A 23,254-nucleotide genomic window follows, 5' to 3' on the forward strand; every position below is an offset into this window, starting at 1 on the left:
TCCTGACCTGAGAACGCCCGGGCAGCCTCTCATGTTCCGCTGCGTGGGGCACCACATTGGGTCGAACGGCCGCCTGCACGGCAAGATGAACGCCATGGAGTGGGTGCTGCTCGCCGTCTCGGTCGGCCTGGTGCTGGCGTGCGGCGTGTTCGGGTCGGCGGAGTACTCCTTCGTCGCCGTCGACCGCTCCCAGGTCGATCGGCTCGCCGCCGAGGGCGATCGTCGGGCCAGCGGCGTCCAGCGGGCCCTCAGGCATCTGTCCACCCAGCTCTCCGGAGCCCAGGTGGGCATCACGCTCACCAACCTGGTGCTCGGCTTCCTCGCCGAGCCCGCGATCGCCCGGATCATCGACGGGCCGCTCGGTGCCGCGGGGCTTCCGGCCGACGCGGTGCCCGGTGTCTCGGTGGCCGTGGGACTGGTCATCGCCACGGTGGCGACCATGCTGTTCGGCGAGCTGGTGCCGAAGAAGATCGCGATCGCGGTGCCGATGGAGACCGCGTTGTGGACCCAGGGGCTGATGCGGGCGTTCACCACGATCATGGTCGGGCCCATCTGGCTGCTCAACGGCTCGGCCAACGCCGTCGTGCGGCTGTTCGGGATCGAGCCGCAGGAGGAGCTGCGCTCGGCCCGTTCCTCCGACGAGCTCGCCTCGCTGGCAGGTCGCTCGGCGGTCCAGGGCACGCTGGACACCGAAACCGCAACCCTGGTCCAGCGGTCGGTGGCGTTCGGTCCACGCACGGCGGGCGAGATCATGACGCCGCGGGTGCGGATGGCGACCCTCGAAGCTGGTGATCCGGTCGCGGAGATCATCGAGCTGTCCGCGTCCACAGGATTCTCGAAGTTCCCCGTGATCAAGGGCAGCAGCGACAACGTGGTCGGCTCGGTGCACGTCAAGCAAGCGGTCGCGGTCCCTCGCTCCGAGCGAGCCGGCACCCAGATCCGGGAGATCATGGTGCCCGCGACCGTCGTACCGGAGTCGCTGCGGCTCGACCCCCTGCTCGCTCTGCTGCGCGGCGAGGGCTTCCAGATGGCCATCGTGTCCGACGAGTACGGCGGCACCGCCGGCGTGGTCACCCTCGAGGACGTCGTGGAGGAGATCGTCGGCGACATCTCCGACGAACACGACCGCTACCGGTCCCGGCTGCGCAAGCGGCCCGACGGCTCCTGGATCGTGTCCGGACTGCTGCGGCCCGACGAGGTGCGCGATGCGACCGGCCTCGACCTGCCCGAGGACGAGTCCTACGACACGATCGCCGGGCTTCTGGTCAAGACCCTCGGCCGGGTCCCCGAGCGCGGCGATCAGGCCGTCGTCGAGCTCCCGGCGGAGCTGCCCGAGGACGATGACGAGGAACCGGTGGCCCGGTTCGCCCAACTCCGCGTCGAGCGGATGGACGGACTGCGCGTGGACCGGATCTCGCTTCATCTGCTCGAGCCCCCCGAGACCAGCGCATGAGCACCGGCAGCGCCCTGCTGGTGGCCGTCGTGCTGCTGCTGGGCAACTTCTACTTCGTGGCCTCGGAGTTCGCGTTGGTGTCCGCGCGCCGCACGAAGGTGGAGCCGCGCGCGGCAGCGGGCTCCCGGATGGCCCGGACGACGCTGCGCGCCATGGAGGACCTGTCCCACCTCATCGCGGCCGCCCAGATCGGCATCACGGTCTGTTCGCTCGGACTCGGCGCGGTCGCCGAGCCGGCCGTGTCGCGGCTGCTCGAACCCTGGGCCCACGACCTCGGGATGAGCAGCGACTGGGTGCATCCGCTGGCGTTCGTGGTGGCCCTGGCCATGGTGATGTACTTCCACGTCGTCCTCGGCGAGATGGTCCCCAAGAACCTCGCCCTGGCCGGACCCGAGCGTGCTGCGATCCTGCTCGGTCCGCCGATGATGGCGCTGGTGACGGTGATCAGGCCGCTCGCCATCGCGCTGGACGCCGCGGCCAACGCCGTCGTACGCGCGCTGCACATCGAGCCGCGGACCGAGCTGGCCTCCACCTTCACCGCCGCCCAGGTCGAGGCGATGGTCGACGAGTCCCGCAGCGTCGGCCTGCTCGGACAGGGCGAGTACGAGCGACTCTCCGGGGCACTGGGGTTCAGCTCGCGGACGGTGCGCGAGGTACTGCTGCCGCTCAGCCAGCTCCAGACGGTGCCGCAGGGAGCGCGGGTGACCGATGTGGAGCGGATCTGCGCAGAGACCGGCTTCTCCCGGTTCCCAGTCACCGGCGCCGACGGCACGTTGGTCGGCTACCTGCACATCAAGGACGTGCTGCAGCCCGACCCGCATGGCCGGGCCGGCACGGTGCAGGACAAGTGGATCCGGCCGTTCGCCTCCGTGGCGGCGGACGCGAACCTCGGTCAGGCGCTGACGGTCCTTCAGGCCAAGGGCGCCCACTTGGCGCTGGCGCTGGACGAGGACGGCAGCACCCTCGGCGTCGCCACCCTCGAGGACGTCATCGAGGAGCTCGTCGGGGAGATCCGCGACGCCTCCCACGCCGACTGAGCAACCCGCAAGATGTCAGGAAAAAAGCCGCACCCGGCCTGTTTGGTCCCCTTCCGGATGGGCACGTACCCGCCACAACTTCATACCTCTGCCCATGAGGAACTCACAACCCCTGAGGAAGCCCCCGACGCGTCACGCACCGTCGGGGGCCTTCCCTTTCGCGGATGGAGGGGGCGCCCGTCAGGCGGGTGCGTAGTCGACCGCGCCGCACTCCGCGCACTCGAGCATGCTGACCTCGCCGCCCTCGTCGTACTCGACGGCACGGAGCTGCCAGGTGTGCGCGTGCAACGGTTCGGCGGGTGCCACGCTCATCGGAACCACCTCTCAGCCGTGACGGGGGCGCGGCCAGTTCGTGCCCACCGACGGCCGACGCCAAACGCGCTCGGACGCATCGTTCAGTGGTCGAGACGATCGACGTGGTGGCTGACGTTCGCGGCATATCGCGAGCTGGCTGCTGAGCACGACTTGGCGTGCGGGCAGTTGACGCCGCGGGAGCAGGCGGGGGCTGCGGGGTCGACGAGTGCACTAGCATCCCGCAAAGCCGCGACAGCAACCGGACACGTCGCGAGCTGGACCGGGAAAGGCGCGAACACGAGGACCAACTGGCCCAACATGACCACTCGAGGGTCTCCGCCAAGCGATGCAGGACGACATCTCGCGCCGCCATTGACGGTTCCGGCCGGCTCACGGAGCGCGCCGCGGATCAGTTGGCGACCAGGTTGCTGTGTCTGGTGCCGTGTGAGATCTGGGACGACTGGCTGACCCTCTGCCCGACTGGCTGACGAAGGGTTCGACGCTGGGGTGGCGCACGGTCAGCGGCGCTTCCATCGAGGGTGCGTACGGTCACCGGTGCACACGAGCATGTTGCCGCTCGCGTCGCGTCCGGTGTGCCCGTAGTCGGCTTGCTTGCAGAACTCGCCGGCGCGGATGCAGCTGCCCGAGCTGGTATGCGTGCAGCCACCGCCACCACCAGTAGCGCCACTGGTGCCGCCGGAGTGGTGCTTGTGCGGCGCTGCAGCGAACACCACGCGAGCCTTGTGCACGACGATCCGGCGCCTTCCACACCTTCGCGCGACATCCTGCACCGCTCTCTTCTCACCCTCATTGGCCGAGAGACCCCAACGAATCTTCACCGCAGTCCATTGAGTGACGTAGGTGCACTTCGCGTGCGAGGGCAGCCAGAACGCGGGGTCACGGTCCCCCTTGGACCTGTTGTCGTGGGCCGAGACAGCGATCAGCGTGCGCGGGTCTGTTAGGTCATTGGCATAGGCCTCACGCTTCGCAGACGACCACCACCGTGCGCCCGACGCCCAGGCCTCCGCGAGCGGCACCAGGTGATCGATATCCAGGCTCGACGCTGAGTGATACGTGTGGGCGTCGTAGTACGGTCGCCAAGAGCCGCGCAGGATCGTGCATCCGCCCCTCACCTTGCCCTTGGACTCAGACTGGAGCACCTCAGCCCGCGTGTCCCGGCAATCGTGGTCCGCGTCGTCCCAGGTGCGGAACTTCGACCGCACGTAGCCGGCCCGCCGAGGATAGGCCGTATGCAGGCTGCGAATACCGGCTCGAAGGGTCGTGACAACCTTCCTGCCGTTGACAGCCTCGGGCGTGCCTGAGGACGTCGACCTCGCCCGCTGCTGCGCTGGCGCCGCGTTGGCGGGGCCGGTGAGCGCGAGAGCACTCGCGACGAGGATCGCAGCGGCGAGGGCTGCGGGCAGGCGCTTCATTGCGCCGTTGTACCTCACAACCAGCTGCGCCCGGGGCGCTTTCGACCAGAAGGCACCACGCACTCGGCAGCGTCTCGCCCGGTCGTACCGATAAGGCGCTGGATTGGCCCCGCTGTTCAATCTCGAAAAGGGGGGCTATGTGGTTGTGCGTCGATGGTGCCCGAGAGCGGCGGGCGTGAAACCGTGGGCTGGTGTCGGCGGCGCTCGAAAATTGAACAGTTTCGGCGGTGAAAAGTGAACACTCAACGATTGGAGTGTGATCACTTTGGAGGACTGGGCGCTGATCAGGAGGCTGGCTGCTGAGGGGGTGCCGAAGGCACGGATCGCGGCACGGTTGGGGATCTCGCGGACCACGGTCATCAAGGCGGTGAACTCTGAGGCGCCGCCCCGCTATGAGCGGACGCCGAAGGCGTCGTCGTTCGCGGTGTTCGAGCCGCGGGTGCGGGAGTTGCTCGAGGTGACGCCGGATATGCCTGCCACGGTGTTGGCCGAGCGGGTCGGCTGGACGGGATCGATCCGCTGGTTCTCCGAGAACGTGAAGCGGCTGCGTCCCGAGCATCGGCCGGTGGATCCGGCGGATCGGCTCGTCTGGGCGCCGGGTGATGCGGCGCAGTGTGATCTGTGGTTCCCGCCGAGGCGGATCCCGCTGGAGGACGGCACCACCAAGCTGTTGCCGGTGCTGGTGATCACCGCCGCGCACTCGAGGTTCATCACCGCGAAGATGATCCCTACCCGCAAGACTGAGGACCTGCTGCTGGGTTCGTGGGAGTTGATCCAGCAACTGGGACGGGTGCCACGACGCCTGATCTGGGACAACGAGCCTGGCATCGGCCGCGGACACCGCCGCGCCGAAGGCGTCGAGCAGTTCATGGGCACCTTGGCCACCAAGCTGGTCTTGCTGCCGCCCAGGGATCCGGAATCCAAGGGATTGGTGGAACGCCGCAATGGCTGGTTCGAGACCTCCTTCATGCCCGGACGCACCTTCGGCTCCCCGGTCGACTTCAACGACCAGTTCGGCGACTGGCTGCTGAAGGCGAACGCGCGGACGGTGCGCACCATCAAGGCATCCCCGGTTGATCTGGTCGAGGCCGACCGGGCCGCGATGCTGCCGCTGCCACCAATCCCGTTGCATCTGGGTTGGCGCAACCGGATCCGACTGGGCCGCGACTACTACGTGCGTCTGGACACCAACGACTACTCCGTGGACCCGACCCTGATCGGCCGCCTCGTCGACGTGTCCGCCGACCTGGAGCACGTCCGGGTCCACGCCGAGGGACGGCTGGTCACCGAGCACACCCGAATCTGGGCCAGGGGCGCTACCGTCACCGACCCCGCCCATGTCGAGACCGCTGCCTGGCTGCGCAAACGGTTCCAGCAACCACGCCCAGTCAGTGCAGCGACAACTGGCGATGACCTTCTGCGCGATCTGAGTGACTACGACCGCGCCTTCGGTCTGCTCGGCAACGACGAGGGAGCGATGAGCTGATGGCCACCGCGAAGAACACCAAGGCTGCCGCGAGCACCGAAGCACTCAAGCAGATCACCTACCTGGCTTCGGCGTTAAAGGCACCCAGGATCACCGAAGCAGCAGGACGGCTTGCCGACCAAGCCCGTGACGCCGGCTGGACCCATGAGGACTACCTCGCCGCCGTCCTGGAACGCGAAGTCGCAGCCAGGAACGCTTCCGGAGCCCACCTGCGGATCCGGGCTGCCGGGTTCGGGACCGTCAAGACCATCGAGGACTTCGACTTCGACGCCCAACCCGGCATCCGGCAACAGATCGCAGCACTGGCCTCAGGCGGCTTTCTGGCCGAGGCCCGCAACGTTGTTCTGCTGGGACCGCCCGGCACCGGGAAGACCCACCTGGCCACCGCCCTGGGCGTCACCGCCGCCCAGACCGGGCATCGGGTCCTGTTCGCGACCGCCACCGACTGGGTCACCCGACTCACCGAGGCCCACCGGCAGGGACGACTGCCCCAAGAGCTCGCCCGGCTACGCCGTTACGGGCTGATTGTGGTCGACGAGGTCGGCTACCTGCCCTTCGAACAAGACGCCGCGAACCTCTTCTTCCAGCTGGTCTCATCCCGCTACGAACACGCCTCGCTCGTGCTCACCTCGAATCTGCCGTTCTCCAGCTGGGGTGGCGTGTTCGGAGACCAAGCCGTCGCCGCGGCCATGATCGACCGCATCGTCCACCACGCCGACGTCCTCACATTGAAGGGCGCCAGCTACAGGCTCCGCGGACGCGGCATCGACAGCCTCCCCAGCATCCGCACCACCACAGCAGAAGACGAGTCCTAGACTCACCCAAACCGTTCACTTTTCAGGCGCCGGAATCGACCAGTTTTGGAGCGCCGCCGACAGCTGGTCCGATGGTCGGTTACGCGCGCAGCCGGAGTCCCCCAGGGTGCCGGTGTCGCCGAACTCCTCGACGAAGGAGGCGCCGGGCGCGACCTGGATCGGCATCAGGTGATCACCGCCAGCACGGCCTGATACCTCTGCTCAGCCACACTCAACTCCCACATACCGGGAGTGTCACCAATCAGGCGAAGCACTACACGGACCTGGTGGGGCGGGTGGGGCTCGAACCCACGACCCAGGGATTATGAGTCCCCTGCTCTGACCGGCTGAGCTACCGCCCCGGCGGACAGGAGCCTAACGACAGCGCGCCCGGCCCTCGGCACCGCGGCTACGGACGGGACTTGTGCCGGGGCTTCTTGTGGGGCCGGTCCTCGCGGGGCGGCCCCTTGCGGTGCGGCCGCGGCTCGTGGCGGGCTCCGCCTGCGCGATCGGGCTGGAGGTCGATCAGCACCCCCGAGATCCGGGTCCCGCGCAGCGCGTCGAGGGTGCCGGCCGGTAGGTCGGCGGGAAGCTCGACGAGGGAGAACTGCACCTTGATGTCGATCCGGCCGAAGTCCTCGCGGCTCAGGCCGCCCTCGTTGGCCAGCGCGCCGACGATCTGGCGGGGCTCGACGTGGTGGCGCTTCCCGACGGCGATCCGGTACATCGCCATCGGCTTGCCGCTGGACCGCCGCGGCCCACGATCGGCCGACCTGGACTCGGTACGACGTGCGGGCGGCTCCGGGATCTCCTCCACGAAGAGCGGCTCGCCGTCCTGCGCCAGTACGGCGATCGCGGCGGCGACGTCCGCCGCCGGCACGTCGTGCTCCTGCTCGTAGCTGAGCACCAGCTCCCGGAAGACGGGCAGCTGGGGATCGCCCAGAGCTTGGGTGATCGCCTCGGTGAACTTCGCGACCCGGTTGGCGTTCACGTCCTCCACGGTCGGCATCGCCATCGGCGTCAGCGGCTGCCTGGTCGCCTTCTCGATCGCGCGCAGCAGGTAGCTCTCCCGCGGAGTGACGAAGGAGATCGCGGCACCCGCCGCACCGGCGCGGCCGGTGCGACCGATGCGGTGCACGTAGGACTCGGTGTCGGTGGGGATGTCGTGGTTGATCACGTGACTGATCCGGGGCACGTCGAGACCCCGGGCCGCCACGTCGGTCGCGACCAGGATGTCGAGCTTGCCCTTGCGCAGCTGGTCGATCGTGCGCTCACGCTGCACCTGGGCGACGTCGCCGTTGATCGCGGCGGCGGAGAAGCCTCGGGCCCGGAGCCGCTCGGCGAGCTCCTCGGTGGCCTGCTTGGTCCGGACGAAGATGATCATCGCGTCGAAGTTCTCGACTTCGAGGATCCTGGTCAGCGCGTCCAGCTTCTGCGGATGGGCGATCTTGAGGTAGCGCTGCGAGACGTTGGCCGCGGTCGTCGTCTTCGACTTGACGGTGATCTCGACCGCGCCCGGAGCGTGCTTCCTGGTCATCCGGCGGATCTGCGCGGGCATCGTCGCCGAGAACAGTGCGACCTGCTTGTCCTCCGGGGTCCCGGTGAGGATCTGGTCGACGTCCTCTGCGAAGCCCATGTTGAGCATCTCGTCGGCCTCGTCGAGGACGACGAACCGCAACGCACTCAGGTCGAGGGTGCCCTTGTCGAGGTGGTCCATGATCCGGCCGGGGGTGCCGACCACGATGTGCACGCCCCGACGGAGCGCGGACAGCTGGACGCCGTACCCCTGGCCGCCGTACACGGGTAGCACGTGCAGGCCCTTGATGTGCGCGGCGTACCGCTCGAAGGCCTCGGCCACCTGGAGCGCCAGCTCGCGGGTGGGCGCCAGCACGAGCGCCTGCGGTGTCTTCTGAGCGAGATCGACGTGCGACAGGATCGGCAATGCGAACGCCGCGGTCTTGCCGGTGCCGGTCTGGGCCAGGCCCACGACGTGCTTGCCCTCGAGCAGGGGCGGGATCGTCTCCGCCTGGATCGGCGACGGCGTCTCGTACCCGACGTCGCGCAGCGCCCGAAGGACCCGCTCGTCGAGGCCGAGGTCATCGAATCGGACAGTCGGCTCCTCGGCTTCGCTCACCGCTCAAGGGTAGGGGCTGCGACGGCCACCGCCGAATCCACCGGAACGGGCTGCGGCGCCCACAGCGACGAGCGCAGCGTCACCACGAGGTAGGCCGAGGCCAGCGCGGTGACACCCCCGATCACTCCGAAGATCACGTGGAAGTCGAGGACGGCGACCAGCCCGGCCCCGACCGCCAGTGAGATCGCCTGCGGCGTGCCCATCAGGGTCTCCGCAGCGGCCGAGACGCGGCCCATCAGCCGTTGCGGAGTACGCCGCTGCAGCAGCGTGGTGAAGGCCACGAAGAGCATCGGCAGGCTGTAGCCGCACAGCACCACCGCGACCAGCACCACCGCCAGTGTCGAGGTCAGCGCGATCGCGAGCACCGAGGTCGCGAGCAGCGCCAGTCCGACAGCAACGGTGCCCGGCTCGCCGAGCCGACGTACCCATCGCGAGGTGGTCAGCCCGCCGGCGATCGCACCGATCCCCTGCATGGTGACGATCACACCGGCGAACGTCACCGGCTTGTCGTAGAAGTCGAGCAGCGCATAGATGGACGCCTCGATGTAGCCGAGCACGAACAGCGTGATCGCGAACGCCGCCACCACGTGCTTGAGCACCGGCTCGTGCACGAGGTGGCGCACTCCCCCGGTCATCTCCGCCCACCAGTGTTCGGTCGACCGCTCCGGCCGCTCCTCGGGCACGCGGAGCGTCGCGATCACCGCCGCCGCGACCAGGAAGGACGCCGCATCGACGACCGCGACGGCGCCGCCGCCGATCCAGCCGAAGAGTCCGGCGCCGATCAGCGGACCGATGAGCCGGTAGCCCTCCTTGACGGTCTGCAGCGACGAGTTGGCCTCGACCAGGGTCTCGTCGGGAAGCATCTCCTTGAGCAGGCCGTTGAGGGACGCCGGCACCACCACGAACGAGATGCCGTAGCAGAACGCGACCGCGTAGATGATCCACACGTCACCGGCGTCGCGCACCAGCAGCAGAGGCAGCAGGACCAAGGCGGAGGCGAGTGTGCTCCACACCAGCATCGGCCGACGCCGGAACCGGTCGAGGAAGATGCCGTACGCCGGCGCGAACAGCGCCGGCAGCACCATCCAGAAGAACGTGAACCCGGCGCGTCCGTTGGAGCCCGTCAGCGACTTGACCCACATCGAGAGCACCAACAGCATCACCGCGTCGCCGAACATCGACGTCGACATCGCTACGAAGAGGCGGCGGAAGCCCGGCAAGGCGAACGCCTGTCGCATCAGTCCGCGCCCGGTTCGGCTCGCCGGCTCTCGGACCGTTCGTGCGTCGGGTCGGCGATCCCGTACGTCGGCACCCCCCACGACACCAGCGCGCACAGTCGGGACCCGGCCGGTCGCTTCGAGGCGTCCTCGAACCGGTCCGTCTTCTCCATCAGCAGCGTCCGGACCGCGTCGTTGAGCTCGCGCAGCTCGGCCGCGGTCAGCCAGGCGGCGCTCTGGGTGACGTCCGCGGACTGCTGCCAGTCAGCAGCGTCGTCGCGCAGTCGTCTCCGGGCGTCGTACAGCCGGTCGACCTCGCGCGCGACCAGGACCTGGCTCAGCGCCTCCCCGGCGACGGCCAGCTCGGCCGGACCGTCGAAGTCGTTCCAACTGACCCCCAGGTGGCTGACCTGCCAGGGGCGCTGCCGCCCGGTGCCACCGTGGGCCTCCTCGACGAAGCCGTGCTCGGCGAGCTTGCGCAGGTGCCACGAGCAGTTCGCTGGGGACTCCTCGATGCGCTCGGACACCTGGCTGGCGGTCAGCGCACCGTGCACGGTGAGTTGCTCGATGATCGCGATCCGGACCGGATGGGCGAGCGCGCGGAGGGCACGCGGGTCGGTCAGGGTGCGCTGTCGTTCCGGCATAGGTCGAAAGTACTCTTTCGAAAGACTCCTTGCAATGGTTCTCGGTGGCATGCTGGGGCCATGACCGAGCAACCCGCCCGTCCCGAGCCGCTCGAGCCGCTCCCCGAGGACTGGAGCTCCGCGCTGTGCATCGTGGCCCACCCCGACGACATGGAGTTCGGCACCGCCGCCGCTGTCGCCCGCTGGACCGGCCAGGGCAAGAGGATCGTCTACTGCATGGTCACCAGCGGCGAGGCGGGCATCGATGGGATCGCGCCAGACGAGTGCCGCGAGGTGCGTGAGGCCGAGCAGGTCGCGTCCGCCCGGGTCGTCGGCGTCGACGAGGTCGACTTCCTGCGCCGGCCCGACGGCATCGTCGAGTACGGCGTGGACCTGCGCCGGATCCTGGCCGAGGAGGTACGCCGGCACCGGCCCGAGATCGTCATCACCGGGAACTTCCGCGACACCTTCGGCGGCACCAATCTCAACCAGGCCGACCACATCGCGGTGGGTCGGGCGGTGCTCGACGCCGTCCGGGACGCCGCGAACCGGTGGATCTTCCACGAGCAGCTCGAACCGGTGGGGAGCACGCCCGGCGCGCTGGGCCTGGAGCCGTGGTCGGGCGTACGCGCGGTCTGGGCTGCCAGCTCACCGCTGTCCACCCACGGCGTCGACACGACGGAGACGTTCGACGCCGGGGTGGCATCGCTCGAGGCGCATCGGGCCTACATCGAGGGACTCGGCTGGGAGCAGTTCGACCCGCGGGAGTTCCTCGAGGGGATCTCGCGCGCCAACGGCCAGCGGATGGGGGTCGCCTTCGCGGCCCCGTTCGAGGTCTTCCCGATGGGCTGGGGCGGCTGACCGTGGACGAGAGCCCCCGTTGGCGGCACGCGGTCCACGAGGGCGAGGACTCCCCCTTCGCCCACACCGACCCGCCTTCGGACGACGCCCCGACGTACCGCACGCTCACCTACGAGGTCGACGGTCGGGTCGCGCGGCTGACGTTCAACCGGCCCGAGCAGGGCAACTCGATCACCGCCGACACCCCTGTCGAGATCGCCGACGCCGTCGAGCGGGCCGACCTGGATCCGCGCGTCCACGTGATCGTCCTGTCCGGGCGCGGCAAGGGGTTCTGCGGCGGCTACGACCTCGCGGCGTCGGCCGAGCATCTCAGGGATGGCAGGGAGGTCACCCGTGGCGGCGCGGGCACCGTCCTCGACCCGGCGGTGCAGAGTGCCAACCATGATCCTGCGGGCACCTGGGACCCGATGGTCGATTACGCGATGATGAGCCGCTTCACCCGCGGCTTCGCCTCGCTGCTGCACGCCGACAAGCCCACCGTGGCGAAGATCCACGGCTTCTGTGTCGCCGGCGGAACCGACATCGCACTGCACTGCGACCAGATCGTGATCGCCGCCGACGCCAAGATCGGGTACCCACCCACCCGGGTCTGGGGGGTGCCCAGCGCCGGGCTGTGGGCACACCGCCTCGGCGACCAGCGCGCGAAACGGCTGCTCCTCACCGGCGACTGCCTCAACGGGCGGGAGGCTGCCGAATGGGGCCTGGCCATCGAGGCGCCGGAGCCCGACGCACTCGATGAGCGCACCGAGATCCTCGTGCAGCGGATCGCCGCGATGCCGCTGAACCAGCTCGTCATGGTGAAGCTCGCCCTGAACTCGGCGCTGCTCGCGCAGGGCGTGGCGAACAGCCGGCTGATCTCCACCGTGTTCGACGGGATCTCGCGGCACACCCGCGAGGGCTACGCCTTCCAGCAGCGAGCCGCCGAGGTCGGGTTCCGGCAGGCTGTCCGCGAGCGTGACGCCGCGCCGTACGACGATGCCGGGCCGTCGACCAACAAGGGTTGACGCGCGTTCGCGATGTCCGAGCGCCCACCAGGGCCCGAGCCCCCTTCGGGGAATCGTCATCGCCACGTCGTGGTTGGCTCAGGCATGACCTCCACTACCGACGTTGCCCGCAAGTCCGGAACCTTCTCGATCGGCGGCGACCTTCCCGTCGTCCGTCTGGGCTACGGGACGATGCAGCTGACCGGCGAGGGGATCTGGGGTCCGCCCAAGGACCACGACGAGGCGATCGCGGTCCTGCGCCGCGCCGTCGAGCTCGGGATCACCTTCTTCGACACTGCCGACTCCTACGGCCCCGTCGTTGCCGAGGAGCTCCTGGCCGAGGCACTGCACCCCTATCCAGACGAGGTCGTGATCGCGACGAAGGCGGGACTGACCAGGCAGGGTCCGGGCATCTGGACCCCGGTGGGGGTGCCGGCGTACCTGCGCCAACAGGCCGAGTTGAGCCTGCGCCGCCTCAAGGTCGAGGCGATCGACCTGTTCCAGCTGCATCGCATCGATCCTGCGGTTCCCCTGGAGGACCAGGTTGGCGAGCTGGCCAAGCTCAAGGACGAGGGCAAGATCAAGCACATCGGGCTCTCCGAGGTGACCGTCGACGAGCTGCAGGCCGCCCAGGCCGTCGCGCCGATCGCGACCGTGCAGAATCGCTTCAGCCTCGGCGCCCGCAACGCCGACGCACTCCTCGCCCACAGCGAGGCCCACGACATCGGCTTCATTCCGTGGCGTCCTGTGGCCGACCACACCGGCGACACCGGCCCGCTCGCCGAGATCGCCGCCGCGCATGACGTGACCACCACCCAGATCGCACTCGCCTGGTTGCTGGCCCTCTCGCCGGTGATGCTGCCGATCCCGGGCACCTCCAAGCTCGGGCATCTCGAGTCGAACACCGCCGCGGCCGGGATCGAGCTCGACCCCGACGAGATCGAGCAGCTCAACAACCTGGGCGGCTGAGGCTCACCCGCCCGGACCCGAGACCCGGCTCAGCCCGGCCGGGAGGCCTTGGTCAGGTTCTGTTCCGCCCGGCGGAGCAGCACGGCGCGCTCGCTCTGGTTCCTGGTGCGCGCGGCTGCCTCGGTGAACGCCGCACCCGCCTGAGCGTGGAGACCGGCCCGCTCGAGCAGGTCCCCGCGCACGCTCGACAAGAGCGGTGAATCGGTGAACGCCGTCGCGTCCAGGTCCGTCAGGACGTCGAGCCCCGCCTCGGGGCCGAACGCCCGTCCGTGCGCGACCGCTCGGTTCACCTCGACGACCGGTCCGGGCGCCGCCTGCCCCAGGACGTCGTAGAGCGCGGCGATCCGGCGCCAGTCCGTGTCCTCGGCGTGCTCGGCGCGGGCATGCTGGGCGGCGATCGAGGCCTGCAGGAAGTACCGGCCGATCGGCTTCCCGCGGGCGGCGAGAGACTCGGCCCGCTCGAGGGCAGCCAACCCGCGCCGGATCAGCAATCGGTCCCATCGCGTCCGGTCCTGCGCCTCCAGCAGGACCGGCGCACCCGCCTCGTCGAGGCGGGCGGGCATCCGCGATCCCTGGATCTCCAGCAGCGCCTGCAGTCCGAGCACCTCCGGCTCGTCGGGCGCGAGGTCGGCCAGCATCCGTGCCAGACGCATCGCCTCGTTCGCCAGATCCGGCCGCATCCAGTCCTCGCCGGCGGTGGCGCTGTAGCCCTCGTTGAAGATCAGGTAGATCACGGCCATCGCGTCGTCGAGGCGCCTGGTCCGCTCGGGTCCGGCGGGCACCTCCAGCTCGGCATGCACCTGAGCCAGGGTCTTCTTGGCCCGAGAGATCCGCTGCCCCATGGTCGCTTCACCGACGAGGAACCCGCGCGCGATCTCGGCCGTGGTGAGACCTCCAACGAGCCGCAGCGTCAACGCCGCCCGGGACTCGGCGGTCAGAGAGGGGTGGCAGGTCAGGAAGACGAGCCGCAGGACGTCGTCCTCGATGTGGTCGACCTGTGCATCGAGGTCGGGCATGTCCTCCTCCTCACCCCGGCCTGCGTGCTCAAGCTCCGCGAGCTTGCGGCGCAGGATGTCGGCGCGCCGGAAGTGGTCGATGCCGCGTCGCTTGGCAGTCGTCATCAGCCAGCCGAGTGGGTTCTCCGGTACGCCGGATGCGGGCCACTGCTCGAGCGCGGCCACCAGCGCGTCCTGCGCGAGGTCCTCCGCGAGCTCCAGGTCACGGGTCATCCGGACCAGAGCGCCGACGAGGCGGGCCGACTCGGCCCGCCACGCGGCGACAACGACCTCGCGCGGGTCGTCCGAACTGGTCTCCGCCGGCACCGGACCAGCGTAGTGACTCCCGGTCAGTCGACGGGCGCCTCCGGACCCTCGGAGATCTGGCGAAGGGTCGCGACCACGGTCACCTCGGGCCAGTGCTTGGCGTGCAGCTCCGCGAACTCCCGCTGGTCGGCCACGGCCTCCTCGAGGGCGTCGTACTTCATCAGGGCCCAGCCGCCGACGATCTCCTTCGCCTCGGCGTACGGCCCGTCGACGCGGGTGACCTCGCCCTGGCGGACCACGAAGTTCACCGCGTCCTCGGTTCCGTACAGCCCGCCACCGTCCAGGAACACGCCCTTGGCGGCCCGCTCACTGATGTGGGCGTCCATCGCCTCGAAGAGCGACTGCGGCGGCGTGCCGATGCCCTCCTCCATCCTCACAAAGCCCATGAAACGCGGCATCCTGATCACTCCTTCTGGTTGCTGGGGTCTGTCCTCGCACGTACGTCGAACGGCGCCGCCGCTCTTCGACATCGAGCACGAAGTCAGTTCGAGACGACGTACACATCCTGCGTAGTGACTGCACCTGCGTAAAGGGCGCTCGCCCCAGGACTGGCCGCATCCGCAGGTGCGAAGCCGATCGCCCGACTGCGCCTCTCAGCGTGCGATACTCGCGCCGTGGCACGAGGCGAGCCGTCGAAGACATCGGCCGAAGAGCTGCGGGCCTTCGAGGTCGCCACCCGGGATCTCGTCGGGGTGGCCCTGCGCAGCGTCGAGGACGGGGAGGTGTCGCTGTCCCAGTATCGGCTACTGCTCGTGCTTCGGGCACTGGGGCGAGCAAGCTCTACCCAGTGCGCAGAGGCCCTGGGCGTGGTCGGCTCCTCGGTGACGCGGTTGGCCGATCGGTTGCATGCCTCGGGGCACCTGGTCCGCGGCGTGGATCCGGACAATCGGAGCGTCGTGACGCTCGAGCTGACCGACGCCGGCCGTCGGGTGGTCCGCCAGGTGACGAATCGCCGTCGTCGGCAGCTGAGCAAGGTGCTGGACCGACTCGATCCGGGCGAACGGGCCGCGTGCGCAGCGGTGCTGGAGGAGGTGCACCGGACCCTCGCCGCCACAGGTGCTGACTCACCGACCGGGCGGCTGCCGCTGTAGGCGGAACCGGGTGGGTTCGAGTGTTGCATTGCGCAAGCCTTGCGTCACGCAACACTTGGGCGGAGAATGGGCCTATCGACCCAGTGGAGGAGAACCATGAGCATCCTCGAACGGCACCCAGCCGTCGACCACGCCGATGTCGAGGTGCGCGGCCCCCAGAAGCTCGGGCCGCTGACCCCCTTCGTGGGCGAGTGGGAGGGCGACGTCGGCCTCGACCTCTCCTACCACAACCAGGACGACGTGACGGGTCAGACCAGGTACTTCGAGAAGGCGGCCTTCACACCGATCCCGGTCCAGGAGAACGGCCAGCAGACGCTCTGGGGCCTGAGCTACCACATGACGGCATGGCGCCACGGCGAGGAGGCCATGGATCCGTTTCACGACGAGATCGGCTTCCTGCTGTGGGACAAGGCCAACGGGCAGGTCATCCGCAACGTGGTGTTCGGCCGTGGGATCGCGATCCTGGCCGGGAGCGATGCTGGGCCTCACGACCGGACCCTCCACTTCGACGCCAAGCCCGGCGACCCGTCGTACGGCATCCTGCAGAACCGCTACCTGATGGAGCGGGCGGAGATCAAGGACTTCACCAGCACCTTCGCGTTCAACGACGACGGCAGCTGCAGCTACACCTCGGACCTGTTGCTCCGGCTCGCGGCCACCGGCACCGAGATGCACCACACCGACCAGAACACGCTGCATCGCGTCAAGCGCTACCACCCGAGTGTCGACATCGGTCGGTGACCGCGTCTGAGGTTCCGACCTGCGAGGACCTGGCCGTGGCCCCGGACGAGTCAGCCGACGCGGCGATAGCGGATGTGGGTGGCCAGCGGAGAGTGCAGCACCTCAGCAGGCTCGAAGCCGAAGGACTCGACCCCATCGAAGATGCGCTCGCCTGAACCGAGCAGGACGGGCACGATGTCGAGGGTGAGCTCGTCGATCACCCCGGCGTCCAACGCCTGCCGCACGGTCGAGGCCCCACCCGCGATGTCCACCCCGTCGGCGCCCGCCGCCCGACACGCTGCGGCGTAGGCCACGTCGAACCCCTCGGTGATGAAGTGGAAGACCGTCCCCCCGTCCATCTGGATCGGATCATGGGGGTGATGGGTCAGCACGAACACCGGCGCGTGGTACGGCGGTTCGGGGCCCCACCAGCCCGACCAGTCCTCATCCCAGTCCCCTCGGACCGGGCCGAACATGTTCCGGCCCATCACATATGCACCGCGGGGTCGCATGAGCCACTCGGTGGCGAGCCCGTCAGCATCATTGGCCCGTGGGTCGCCGAGGTGCCAACGGTGTAGCTCCTGACCTCGCCTGCCCAGGGGAGCCTCCCGGCTCTGGCCCGACCCCGCGACGAACCCGTCCAACGAGATCGACATGTGACACGTCGTGTCCGACACCGCGAACCTCCTGGCCGGTTGCTACCTGCAGGCCGGCGTACGGACGATAGCGGGTCCGCCAGCACCTCAGCGCCGGTTGCCGAAGACCACATAGAGGACGGCGAAGACCCCGACGATCGCCACGTTTGTCACCAACCGCAGCGCGAAGTGATCGCGCAGGAAGGCCACATCGAGTCCGACGATCAACGCGACCATGAGGACCAGGCCAATCACGACAACCGCAGCATGGCCCATGTGCTCGTTCTATCAGGACCTTGAGCAATGACAGTGCGTAGCCGGCGAGTGAGACCAGGGTGGCGATGTCGAGTCCTTCCTCTGCCGGTTCATGGAGCACGGTGGCGACGTTGCCGATGCCGCCCCCGACCGCGAGTGTGAGGCGGGTATCTGAGCCTGGTGCGACCTGGCGGTCGCGGACGTCGCGGGTGGTGCCGACCTGAAAGACCCAGGCACGTGGTGGCCTGCGCCGTGGAGCCAGGCGGCGCTGAGCCAACCCCACGCCACCCGTAAACCAACTTCAGACGCGTGACACCAGACGTGCGCCAAGAAGGGGCACGCTGTTCTTGGTTGCGTCAAGTCGCTGTCCGTCCGTCTTGACGTGCGCTGGCCTGGCCGCGCAGACTGATCTGGTGCCGGTCACAGTGGCGGACCTCTTGGCATCGCCGCTCGGTCTGCTCGCTGTCTCCTCGACCTGTTCGGGCTGCGCGGCATCAATCAATTGGGTCTCCACGACGGAGCTCGAAGACCCAAGTCAGTTCCTCCGGCCCGGTGACCTTGTGCTGACCACGGGACTGAGCAACCGGACCGCCGCGCAGCAATCGCGTTTCGTAGACAGCCTGGTTTCGGTGCCCGTCGCCGCCGTCGGTTACGGAATCGGGTTCATCGATGATCGTGTGCCCGCGCACATGGTTGCGTTGGCCGAAGAGAAGGGCCTCGCACTGTTCGAAGTTCCAGTGACCAGTCCCTTCACCGCGGTTAGCCATTGGGTCGCTGAGGAACTCTATTCACAGCGGTATGCGGCCGTGCAGCGCGCCACCGAGATTCAAGGCGAGTTGACCCGCGTTCTCTTGAGTGAGCTCGGTCTGGATCCGTTGCTGCTGAGATTGAGCCAGATGACCAGGGCCGAATGCGCCGTCGTCGACCGGAGGGGGGCGATGCTCGCTGCGCAGCCACCAAGGTCTGAGTGGGAACCACTTGCGGAACTGCGGGACATGGCCGTCGACGACTCAACCCTGATCCACCGATGAGTGTCGGGTCGTGAGCGTGCCGTAACGCAGAGATGCCCTTGTGGGACGGGAGAATCGGGCTTGTCTAGGGTCCGAATCCGCCGCTCACGAAGGGCACCTCGTAAGTGAAACCTTCTCACACGATCCGCCCTGTCTTCGATGATCCCAACCTGGTGTCGGCGGCGGGCCTGGTTCCGGCTCTTCGGCTGGCTGAGTCCGCGGGTCTGTACGACCTGCTCGACGAGCTGAGCGTGTCCTCGGCCAACGCGGCCGCGAAGTCCGCGGCTGTGATTGGCGGGATGCTGGCCGGCGCGGACTCCATCGATGACCTCGACCTGCTGCGGCACGGCGGGATGAGCCGGTTGTTCGCCGGGGTGCGGGCGCCCTCGACGCTGGGCACGTTCCTGCGTTGCTTCACCCACGGCCACGTCCAACAGCTCGACAAGATCGGTGCCGACATCCTCGCCGGACTCGCCGTCCGGGTCCCCGACCTGATCGCCGGTTCCCACGGCCGCGAGGGGATCGCGTTCCTCGATGTCGACGACACCATCCGCGAGGTCCACGGGCACGCCAAGCAGGGCGCCGCGTTCGGCTACTCCGGGGTCCGCGGTCTGAACCTGCAACTGGCCACGATCAGCACCCCGCTGGCGGCGCCGATGATTGCCCGCGCCCGACTCCGCAAGGGCAACACCGCTTCCCACACCGGTGCCGGACGTCTGCTTGCCCAGGCGATCACCACTGCCCGTGCTGCCGGGGTGAAGGGCCAGGTGCTGTGCCGGGCGGACTCGGCCTACTACGGGTGGGCTTTCGTGGGCACCGCGATCCGCCACCGGGCCTGGTTCAGCGTGACCGCCCGGATGAACCCGGCCGTGGTGAAGGCGATCGCCAGCATCGAGGAGGACGCTTGGACGCCGATCGCCTACCCCAACGCCGTCTACGACGAGGCCGAGGACCGCTGGGTCAGCGACGCCGAGGTCGCCGAGATTCCGTTCACCGCCTTCACCGGCCGCCGCAAGGCCGAGCAGGTCGCGTGCCGGCTGGTCGTGCGCCGGGTCAAGCGACTGCAACCGCTGGCCGGCGACGGGACCGAGCAGGGCGAACTGTTCGCCGCCTACCGCCACCACGCGTTCATCACCAACAGCATCCTGTCGATGATCGAGGCCGATCAGCGTCATCGTGACCACGCCCTGGTCGAGCAAGTCATCGCCGAGCTCAAGGACGGGCCGCTCGCGCACTTGCCATCGGGCAAGTACGCAGCGAACGCCGCCTGGGTCGCGCACGCCGTGCTCGCGTTCAACATCGCCCGTGCCACCGGTGTCGCAGCCTCGCTGCGGACCGCACGCTGGGCCACCCTGCGCACCCGGATCATCAACATCCCCGCCCGGATCGCGTCCACCGGCAGGCGTCTGGTCGTGCACCTGCCACAACACTGGCCATGGGCCAGCAGTTGGGAGTTGTTGTGGTCGACCGCGACCGACCCGCCAACCGCCGTCGCGACCTGACCACCCAGCCGGCGACGGCACTACCGAGGACCTCTACGTGGAAGAGCCGGCACCGGCCGGCGGGCCAGCCACGCCTCGCTCGCCGAAGCCGCCCCACCATCAGGAATTCAGAGATCCGAATTCACCGTCGGTGGATCCAGGCTCAAGCGGCATCACTGTTACCCCCATAGAGATCGAGCAGCTCGAGGTCGCCTATCTGTGCATGCGCCATTCAAGTGCACCCACGCCGGTTACGCCGTTCGTCGCCGGACTGATCGGGTTGGAGCTCGCGCGACGCCAAGCGATCTTGACCGGGCGGCGCGAGCTTCTCGGCCAGGTGCTTGATGACGTCGTGCACGGTGTCATCGCAGGGCCGGAGGTCGGTCGCAAGCTGCGTGCTCACGGAATCGATGTCGCGGCGACGATCCGCGTCCTCGTGGGGAGCGTCGATGCTGACCCTCAGAAACTGCGCCGCGTGCCATGGAGTCTTGACGCCCTGCTCGATGAGGGAGATGACCAGATCCGGACAGGACTCGTGGACGACTGCGTCGTCGCGCTTGTCCCCGGCGACCGCGATGCCGCACCTCTCGCAGATCAACTTTGTCGTCAGCTGAACGGTCTCGGCGCGAACGCAAGCGTGGGCATCAGTCAGCCACACACGGGTGCCCGTGCAGTCAGGATCGGCTTCCACGAAGCACGCAGCGCCCTTCAAGTCGGACGGGGCGTTCACGCCGCCGAAGGTCTCAGCGTTGCGAGCCTCCTCCTCAGCAGCGCCGACACTCCGGTTAAAGACGTGGCTCGCGCGACTCTCCAGCCGCTGCTGGACTATGACAAAGACCATGACGGAGCATTGATAAAGACGCTCTGTGCGTACTTTGCGTCTGGCTGCGCGCCGCAGTCGACAGCAGCCGAATTGGTAATTCACCGAAACGGTCTCCAATATCGCCTGCAGAAGATCGAGGCGCTCACGGGTCAGGATCTGTCCTCGTTTCACGACCGCGTCCGGCTCTGGATGTCGCTCGCCGCCCTGGACCTGACTTGACGCCGTCATCTGGAGGCTCCACGACCATCTCGACGATCTAGGTCGCCTTCCACCGTTCAGCCTTCGAGCGCGTCCGCCAACGAAGACAACAGGTTGGTCGCGGCAGCTATGTCCTCCGTCAGGTCACGATCCGCGAGATCTGCAGGTAGATCGTCACAGATCGCGAGGGCGGCCGTGAGACGCGGACCGCATGGAGTGATCCGGGCAAGTCGAAGTGCGCGCACGGAGGTGACGAGCTCACAGGCAACGATGGAGGCATAGGACGAGCAAAGGTCGGCAAGCCGGTGGGCAGAAACACTCGCGAAGGAAGCGTTCTCCTCGACGTTGTGCGAGACGCTGACGACTTGGACACTCGCTGGATTCGCCGCAGCGCGCATCGACGCGACATGCCACGCTGCCAGGTATTCGAGCATCATCACCCCCGACGAACCCGGAGAGCCGTCGCCGAGATACTCCGGAACGCCTGTATTCGAGGTATTCGTCAGGAGACCGATCCGGCTCAATGCGAAGGTCGAGAGATGGGCCAACCCCATGGCAGCCGAGTCAAGCGCCAACGCAAGATCAAGGTTGTAGAACCCACCGTGGTGGACGACAACCCCGGCTGACGCGTCGATCAGAGGATTCTCGACAGAGGCGTTGATCAGCTCCTCAGTGATCCCGAGGACTTGTTGCCTGACGCCGAGGACGGCGCCGACGCTCGAGGGGAACACGCGCAGGGCGAAACTCTCCTGGACCCTTGGCGCGGCGTACACCTCGTCCCCAAGAAGGCTGGTCAACCAGCGGGCAACACGAATCGCGTCCGGCGTACGCAACGATGGGGTGGCCGCGTCGCTGAAGTGCTCCCGGTTTCCTCGAACGGCCAACCATGTCAAGGCCGCGACGACGGTGGACGCCTTGAGCATGCGCAGCATGCCGTGAATTGCCAGGGCGCTGTCGGCGAGAGTGAGGGCCGAACTGCTTATCAGACCGATTGCATCACCTCGTGCCAAGGAACCCCGCCCCTGGGGCTCCGTACTCGACGACGGTGTCGCGAGCAGCAGCCCGACCGCCGCGAGTTGCGGCATATCCCCCGTTCCGAGTGCGCCACCCCAATAGATGCGCGGGTACTCGTTGCGATTGACGAGTTCGACCAACCGTCGACACGCATCCAGACTTACACCGGCTCCGCCCCTGGCCAGTTGGTTGATTCGGATGACCATCATGGCTCGGATCGTCTCCGCAGGCACCTCGCCGCCGCCCGACGTCGCGTGGCTGCGGAGCATGTTGAGGTCGAAAGACACGTCGTTGGGGACAGCCGTGCCTTTGAGCGCCCCAACTCCGGAGTTCCGTCCATAGATCACTCGTGCCCGTTGCTGGCTCAACAGCACCTCGCGGGAGTGCCGGATCCGCTCCTCGGCGGCTGCCGACAGGGTCACCTCGCGGGTCGAGCGAGCGAGGGCGACAAGTGTGTCCACCGTCAACTGTGAGCCGGTGAGGGGCACGGCCCCATTCGGCCTGATGTCCACAGCCCTGACCCTAACAGCGCCCGATCCCTACTTGCCCTGGTTCAGCCGAGGTGCGTCCAACTTCAGATCGCGAAGTCCGTACTTGTCCATGAGCCTGCCGTAGGTGCCGTTGGCCATGATCTTGGCAAGTGCACCCGCAAGAGCCTTTTGGAGCTGTACGTCGTCCTTCGGTGCCGCGATGCCGAGGAGTCCGCCGTATTCATATCGAAGCTTCGCGATTGTCAGCTTGGCGGCGGCTGATGTCTTCATCGTGAAAGCTGCGGCAACGCTGTCGCTCATGAACCCGTCCACGCGATTGGTCGTAAGAGCCAGAAGTGCCGCCGGCGACCCTGGGAAGACTTTGACGGAGATCGCCGGCTTCCCGTTGCTCACGCACTTCGCGGAAGCCGCTTGGAGCCAGCCGATCTCGAGGGTTCCAAGCTGCGCGGCGATGGAGTGCCCGCACAAGTCCGCCATCGATTCCGCAGCTACCAGTGAACTGCCTCGTGGGACCAACAAGACATCGAGTGTCTTCGCATAGTCAACGAAGTCGACCTTCTTGCGGCGGTCTGCCGAGTCACCCACGTCGGACATCGCAACGTCAAAGCGCCCAGCATCCAGGCCTGGGATCAGCGTATCGAATCCGATGACCTTGAAGTCGACCTTCACGCCGAGCTCCTTGCCGATGGCCCTGGCCAGCGAAGGATCTATTCCGATGATTTCGTTCGTGACCGAGTCTCGGTACTCGAACGGAGGATACGTCGGGTCGGTCGCGACCTGCAGCACGCCATCTGACAGCGATGCAGGTACCGCGACGTTCTTCGTGTTCGCCTTCGCACCCGCTGATTCAATGGCGCCACATCCGGTGGTCGCCATGATCGCGACCGCCGCCATCGCAGCAATCATGGCTCCTGAACTTCTTCTCATGGC

At 68.0% G+C, this 23,254-nt stretch carries 24 protein-coding genes and 1 tRNA gene; 12 read left to right on the forward strand and 13 right to left on the reverse strand.

The features are described from left to right. Positions 1-43: 43 nt before the first annotated feature. Together Q9R13_RS04305 and Q9R13_RS04310 are read left to right on the forward strand one after the other, a co-directional pair. A complete protein-coding gene (locus Q9R13_RS04305) occupies positions 44-1,453 on the forward strand; it encodes a hemolysin family protein (RefSeq protein ID WP_310963851.1) in 1,410 nt (469 codons plus the stop codon). Continuing rightward, positions 1,450-2,490: a hemolysin family protein gene (locus Q9R13_RS04310; RefSeq protein ID WP_310963852.1), complete on the forward strand. Its 1,041-nt coding sequence runs from the start codon at positions 1,450-1,452 to the stop codon at positions 2,488-2,490. Before Q9R13_RS04305 ends, Q9R13_RS04310 begins: the two co-directional genes overlap by 4 nt. Positions 2,491-2,670: 180 nt before the next feature. On the opposite strand, the gene Q9R13_RS04315 is transcribed toward Q9R13_RS04310, so the two are convergent. Both Q9R13_RS04315 and Q9R13_RS04320 read right to left on the reverse strand, forming a co-directional pair. Continuing rightward, entirely contained in the window at positions 2,671-2,802 is a 132-nt protein-coding gene (locus Q9R13_RS04315; RefSeq protein WP_310963853.1) for a hypothetical protein, read from the reverse strand. 500 nt (positions 2,803-3,302) lie between these two features. Further along, positions 3,303-4,217: an HNH endonuclease family protein gene (locus Q9R13_RS04320; protein WP_310963855.1), complete on the reverse strand. Its 915-nt coding sequence runs from the start codon at positions 4,215-4,217 to the stop codon at positions 3,303-3,305. Positions 4,218-4,473: 256 nt separating this feature from the next. Between Q9R13_RS04320 and istA the strand changes: the two genes are divergently transcribed. Together istA and istB are read left to right on the forward strand one after the other, a co-directional pair. Continuing rightward, positions 4,474-5,703 carry an IS21 family transposase gene (istA, locus tag Q9R13_RS04325; RefSeq protein WP_310962791.1) on the forward strand — a complete coding sequence of 410 codons (1,230 nt, stop codon included), beginning with the start codon at positions 4,474-4,476 and terminating at the stop codon, positions 5,701-5,703. Then, the gene (gene istB, locus Q9R13_RS04330; RefSeq protein WP_310961737.1) at positions 5,703-6,518 is read left to right on the forward strand and encodes an IS21-like element helper ATPase IstB; all 816 of its coding nucleotides are present in this window, start codon (positions 5,703-5,705) and stop codon (positions 6,516-6,518) included. The genes istA and istB overlap by 1 nt, the downstream gene beginning before the upstream one ends. A 15-nt stretch (positions 6,519-6,533) precedes the next feature. On the opposite strand, the gene Q9R13_RS04335 is transcribed toward istB, so the two are convergent. From Q9R13_RS04335 to Q9R13_RS04355, 5 genes are all read right to left on the reverse strand, one after another. After that, a complete protein-coding gene (locus Q9R13_RS04335; RefSeq protein ID WP_310963856.1) occupies positions 6,534-6,683 on the reverse strand; it encodes a hypothetical protein in 150 nt (49 codons plus the stop codon). Between the two features lie 99 nt (positions 6,684-6,782). Further along, a tRNA-Ile gene (locus tag Q9R13_RS04340) sits at positions 6,783-6,859 on the reverse strand. Positions 6,860-6,906: 47 nt separating this feature from the next. Then, positions 6,907-8,631 carry a DEAD/DEAH box helicase gene (locus Q9R13_RS04345; RefSeq protein WP_310963857.1) on the reverse strand — a complete coding sequence of 575 codons (1,725 nt, stop codon included), beginning with the start codon at positions 8,629-8,631 and terminating at the stop codon, positions 6,907-6,909. Next, positions 8,628-9,869 (reverse strand): MFS transporter, encoded by a 1,242-nt coding sequence (locus Q9R13_RS04350; protein ID WP_310963858.1) that lies wholly within the window; start codon positions 9,867-9,869, stop codon positions 8,628-8,630. The genes Q9R13_RS04345 and Q9R13_RS04350 overlap by 4 nt, the downstream gene beginning before the upstream one ends. Next, positions 9,869-10,492, reverse strand: a complete 624-nt coding sequence (locus Q9R13_RS04355) for a helix-turn-helix domain-containing protein (RefSeq protein ID WP_310963859.1) — start codon at positions 10,490-10,492, stop codon at positions 9,869-9,871. Before Q9R13_RS04355 ends, Q9R13_RS04350 begins: the two co-directional genes overlap by 1 nt. A gap of 60 nt (positions 10,493-10,552) precedes the next feature. Here Q9R13_RS04355 and Q9R13_RS04360 point away from each other — a divergent pair, with 60 nt between their 5' ends. From Q9R13_RS04360 to Q9R13_RS04370, 3 genes are all read left to right on the forward strand, one after another. Next, complete coding sequence (locus Q9R13_RS04360; protein WP_310963860.1) at positions 10,553-11,332, forward strand: PIG-L deacetylase family protein; 780 nt, start codon at positions 10,553-10,555, stop codon at positions 11,330-11,332. 2 nt (positions 11,333-11,334) lie between these two features. After that, positions 11,335-12,336, forward strand: coding sequence for a crotonase/enoyl-CoA hydratase family protein (locus Q9R13_RS04365; RefSeq protein ID WP_310963861.1), 1,002 nt, complete (start codon positions 11,335-11,337; stop codon positions 12,334-12,336). 84 nt (positions 12,337-12,420) lie between these two features. After that, positions 12,421-13,284, forward strand: a complete 864-nt coding sequence (locus Q9R13_RS04370; protein WP_310963862.1) for an aldo/keto reductase — start codon at positions 12,421-12,423, stop codon at positions 13,282-13,284. 29 nt (positions 13,285-13,313) lie between these two features. Here the strand turns inward: Q9R13_RS04370 and Q9R13_RS04375 are convergent, their stop codons facing one another. Continuing rightward, the gene (locus tag Q9R13_RS04375) at positions 13,314-14,606 is read right to left on the reverse strand and encodes an RNA polymerase sigma factor (protein ID WP_310963863.1); all 1,293 of its coding nucleotides are present in this window, start codon (positions 14,604-14,606) and stop codon (positions 13,314-13,316) included. A gap of 23 nt (positions 14,607-14,629) precedes the next feature. After that, the gene (locus tag Q9R13_RS04380; protein ID WP_310963864.1) at positions 14,630-14,992 is read right to left on the reverse strand and encodes a YciI family protein; all 363 of its coding nucleotides are present in this window, start codon (positions 14,990-14,992) and stop codon (positions 14,630-14,632) included. Positions 14,993-15,220: 228 nt separating this feature from the next. Between Q9R13_RS04380 and Q9R13_RS04385 the strand changes: the two genes are divergently transcribed. Further along, complete coding sequence (locus Q9R13_RS04385) at positions 15,221-15,697, forward strand: MarR family winged helix-turn-helix transcriptional regulator (protein ID WP_310963866.1); 477 nt, start codon at positions 15,221-15,223, stop codon at positions 15,695-15,697. 96 nt (positions 15,698-15,793) lie between these two features. After that, positions 15,794-16,438: an FABP family protein gene (locus tag Q9R13_RS04390; RefSeq protein ID WP_310963867.1), complete on the forward strand. Its 645-nt coding sequence runs from the start codon at positions 15,794-15,796 to the stop codon at positions 16,436-16,438. Between the two features lie 50 nt (positions 16,439-16,488). Here the strand turns inward: Q9R13_RS04390 and Q9R13_RS04395 are convergent, their stop codons facing one another. Beyond that, positions 16,489-17,073 (reverse strand): dihydrofolate reductase family protein, encoded by a 585-nt coding sequence (locus Q9R13_RS04395; protein ID WP_310963868.1) that lies wholly within the window; start codon positions 17,071-17,073, stop codon positions 16,489-16,491. Between the two features lie 87 nt (positions 17,074-17,160). After that, a complete protein-coding gene (locus Q9R13_RS04400) occupies positions 17,161-17,328 on the reverse strand; it encodes a hypothetical protein (protein ID WP_310963869.1) in 168 nt (55 codons plus the stop codon). Positions 17,329-17,720: 392 nt separating this feature from the next. Here Q9R13_RS04400 and Q9R13_RS04405 point away from each other — a divergent pair, with 392 nt between their 5' ends. The 3 genes from Q9R13_RS04405 to Q9R13_RS04415 all read left to right on the forward strand — a co-directional run bounded on the left by Q9R13_RS04405 (position 17,721) and on the right by Q9R13_RS04415 (position 20,840). Continuing rightward, positions 17,721-18,338 (forward strand): PucR family transcriptional regulator ligand-binding domain-containing protein, encoded by a 618-nt coding sequence (locus Q9R13_RS04405; RefSeq protein ID WP_310963870.1) that lies wholly within the window; start codon positions 17,721-17,723, stop codon positions 18,336-18,338. A 104-nt stretch (positions 18,339-18,442) separates the two neighbouring features. Next, positions 18,443-19,819, forward strand: coding sequence for an IS1380 family transposase (locus Q9R13_RS04410; protein ID WP_310961739.1), 1,377 nt, complete (start codon positions 18,443-18,445; stop codon positions 19,817-19,819). A 37-nt stretch (positions 19,820-19,856) separates the two neighbouring features. Beyond that, positions 19,857-20,840 (forward strand): PucR family transcriptional regulator, encoded by a 984-nt coding sequence (locus tag Q9R13_RS04415; protein WP_310963871.1) that lies wholly within the window; start codon positions 19,857-19,859, stop codon positions 20,838-20,840. 56 nt (positions 20,841-20,896) lie between these two features. Here Q9R13_RS04415 and Q9R13_RS04420 read toward each other — a convergent pair whose 3' ends face one another. Beyond that, positions 20,897-22,345 (reverse strand): aromatic amino acid ammonia-lyase, encoded by a 1,449-nt coding sequence (locus Q9R13_RS04420; protein WP_310963872.1) that lies wholly within the window; start codon positions 22,343-22,345, stop codon positions 20,897-20,899. Positions 22,346-22,372: 27 nt separating this feature from the next. Next, entirely contained in the window at positions 22,373-23,218 is an 846-nt protein-coding gene (locus Q9R13_RS04425; RefSeq protein ID WP_310963874.1) for an ABC transporter substrate-binding protein, read from the reverse strand. Positions 23,219-23,254: the final 36 nt, after the last annotated feature.

The organism is Nocardioides marmorisolisilvae, from assembly GCF_031656915.1.
In the GTDB taxonomy this organism is placed as follows: Bacteria; Actinomycetota; Actinomycetes; order Propionibacteriales; family Nocardioidaceae; genus Marmoricola; species Marmoricola terrisoli.

Bases quoted from the DNA above. Each gene is read 5' to 3' on its own strand.
- Q9R13_RS04310 (WP_310963852.1), top strand. From the start codon at position 1,450: ATGAGCACCGGCAGCGCCCTGCTGGTGGCCGTCGTGCTGCTGCTGGGC.
- Q9R13_RS04315 (WP_310963853.1), bottom strand. From the start codon at position 2,802: ATGAGCGTGGCACCCGCCGAACCGTTGCACGCGCACACCTGGCAGCTC.
- Q9R13_RS04320 (WP_310963855.1), bottom strand. From the start codon at position 4,217: ATGAAGCGCCTGCCCGCAGCCCTCGCCGCTGCGATCCTCGTCGCGAGT.
- istB (WP_310961737.1), top strand. From the start codon at position 5,703: ATGGCCACCGCGAAGAACACCAAGGCTGCCGCGAGCACCGAAGCACTC.
- Q9R13_RS04335 (WP_310963856.1), bottom strand. From the start codon at position 6,683: ATGCCGATCCAGGTCGCGCCCGGCGCCTCCTTCGTCGAGGAGTTCGGC.
- Q9R13_RS04350 (WP_310963858.1), bottom strand. From the start codon at position 9,869: ATGCGACAGGCGTTCGCCTTGCCGGGCTTCCGCCGCCTCTTCGTAGCG.
- Q9R13_RS04355 (WP_310963859.1), bottom strand. From the start codon at position 10,492: ATGCCGGAACGACAGCGCACCCTGACCGACCCGCGTGCCCTCCGCGCG.
- Q9R13_RS04360 (WP_310963860.1), top strand. From the start codon at position 10,553: ATGACCGAGCAACCCGCCCGTCCCGAGCCGCTCGAGCCGCTCCCCGAG.
- Q9R13_RS04370 (WP_310963862.1), top strand. From the start codon at position 12,421: ATGACCTCCACTACCGACGTTGCCCGCAAGTCCGGAACCTTCTCGATC.
- Q9R13_RS04380 (WP_310963864.1), bottom strand. From the start codon at position 14,992: ATGGGCTTTGTGAGGATGGAGGAGGGCATCGGCACGCCGCCGCAGTCG.
- Q9R13_RS04390 (WP_310963867.1), top strand. From the start codon at position 15,794: ATGAGCATCCTCGAACGGCACCCAGCCGTCGACCACGCCGATGTCGAG.
- Q9R13_RS04395 (WP_310963868.1), bottom strand. From the start codon at position 17,073: ATGTCGATCTCGTTGGACGGGTTCGTCGCGGGGTCGGGCCAGAGCCGG.
- Q9R13_RS04400 (WP_310963869.1), bottom strand. From the start codon at position 17,328: ATGGGCCATGCTGCGGTTGTCGTGATTGGCCTGGTCCTCATGGTCGCG.
- Q9R13_RS04425 (WP_310963874.1), bottom strand. From the start codon at position 23,218: ATGGCGGCGGTCGCGATCATGGCGACCACCGGATGTGGCGCCATTGAA.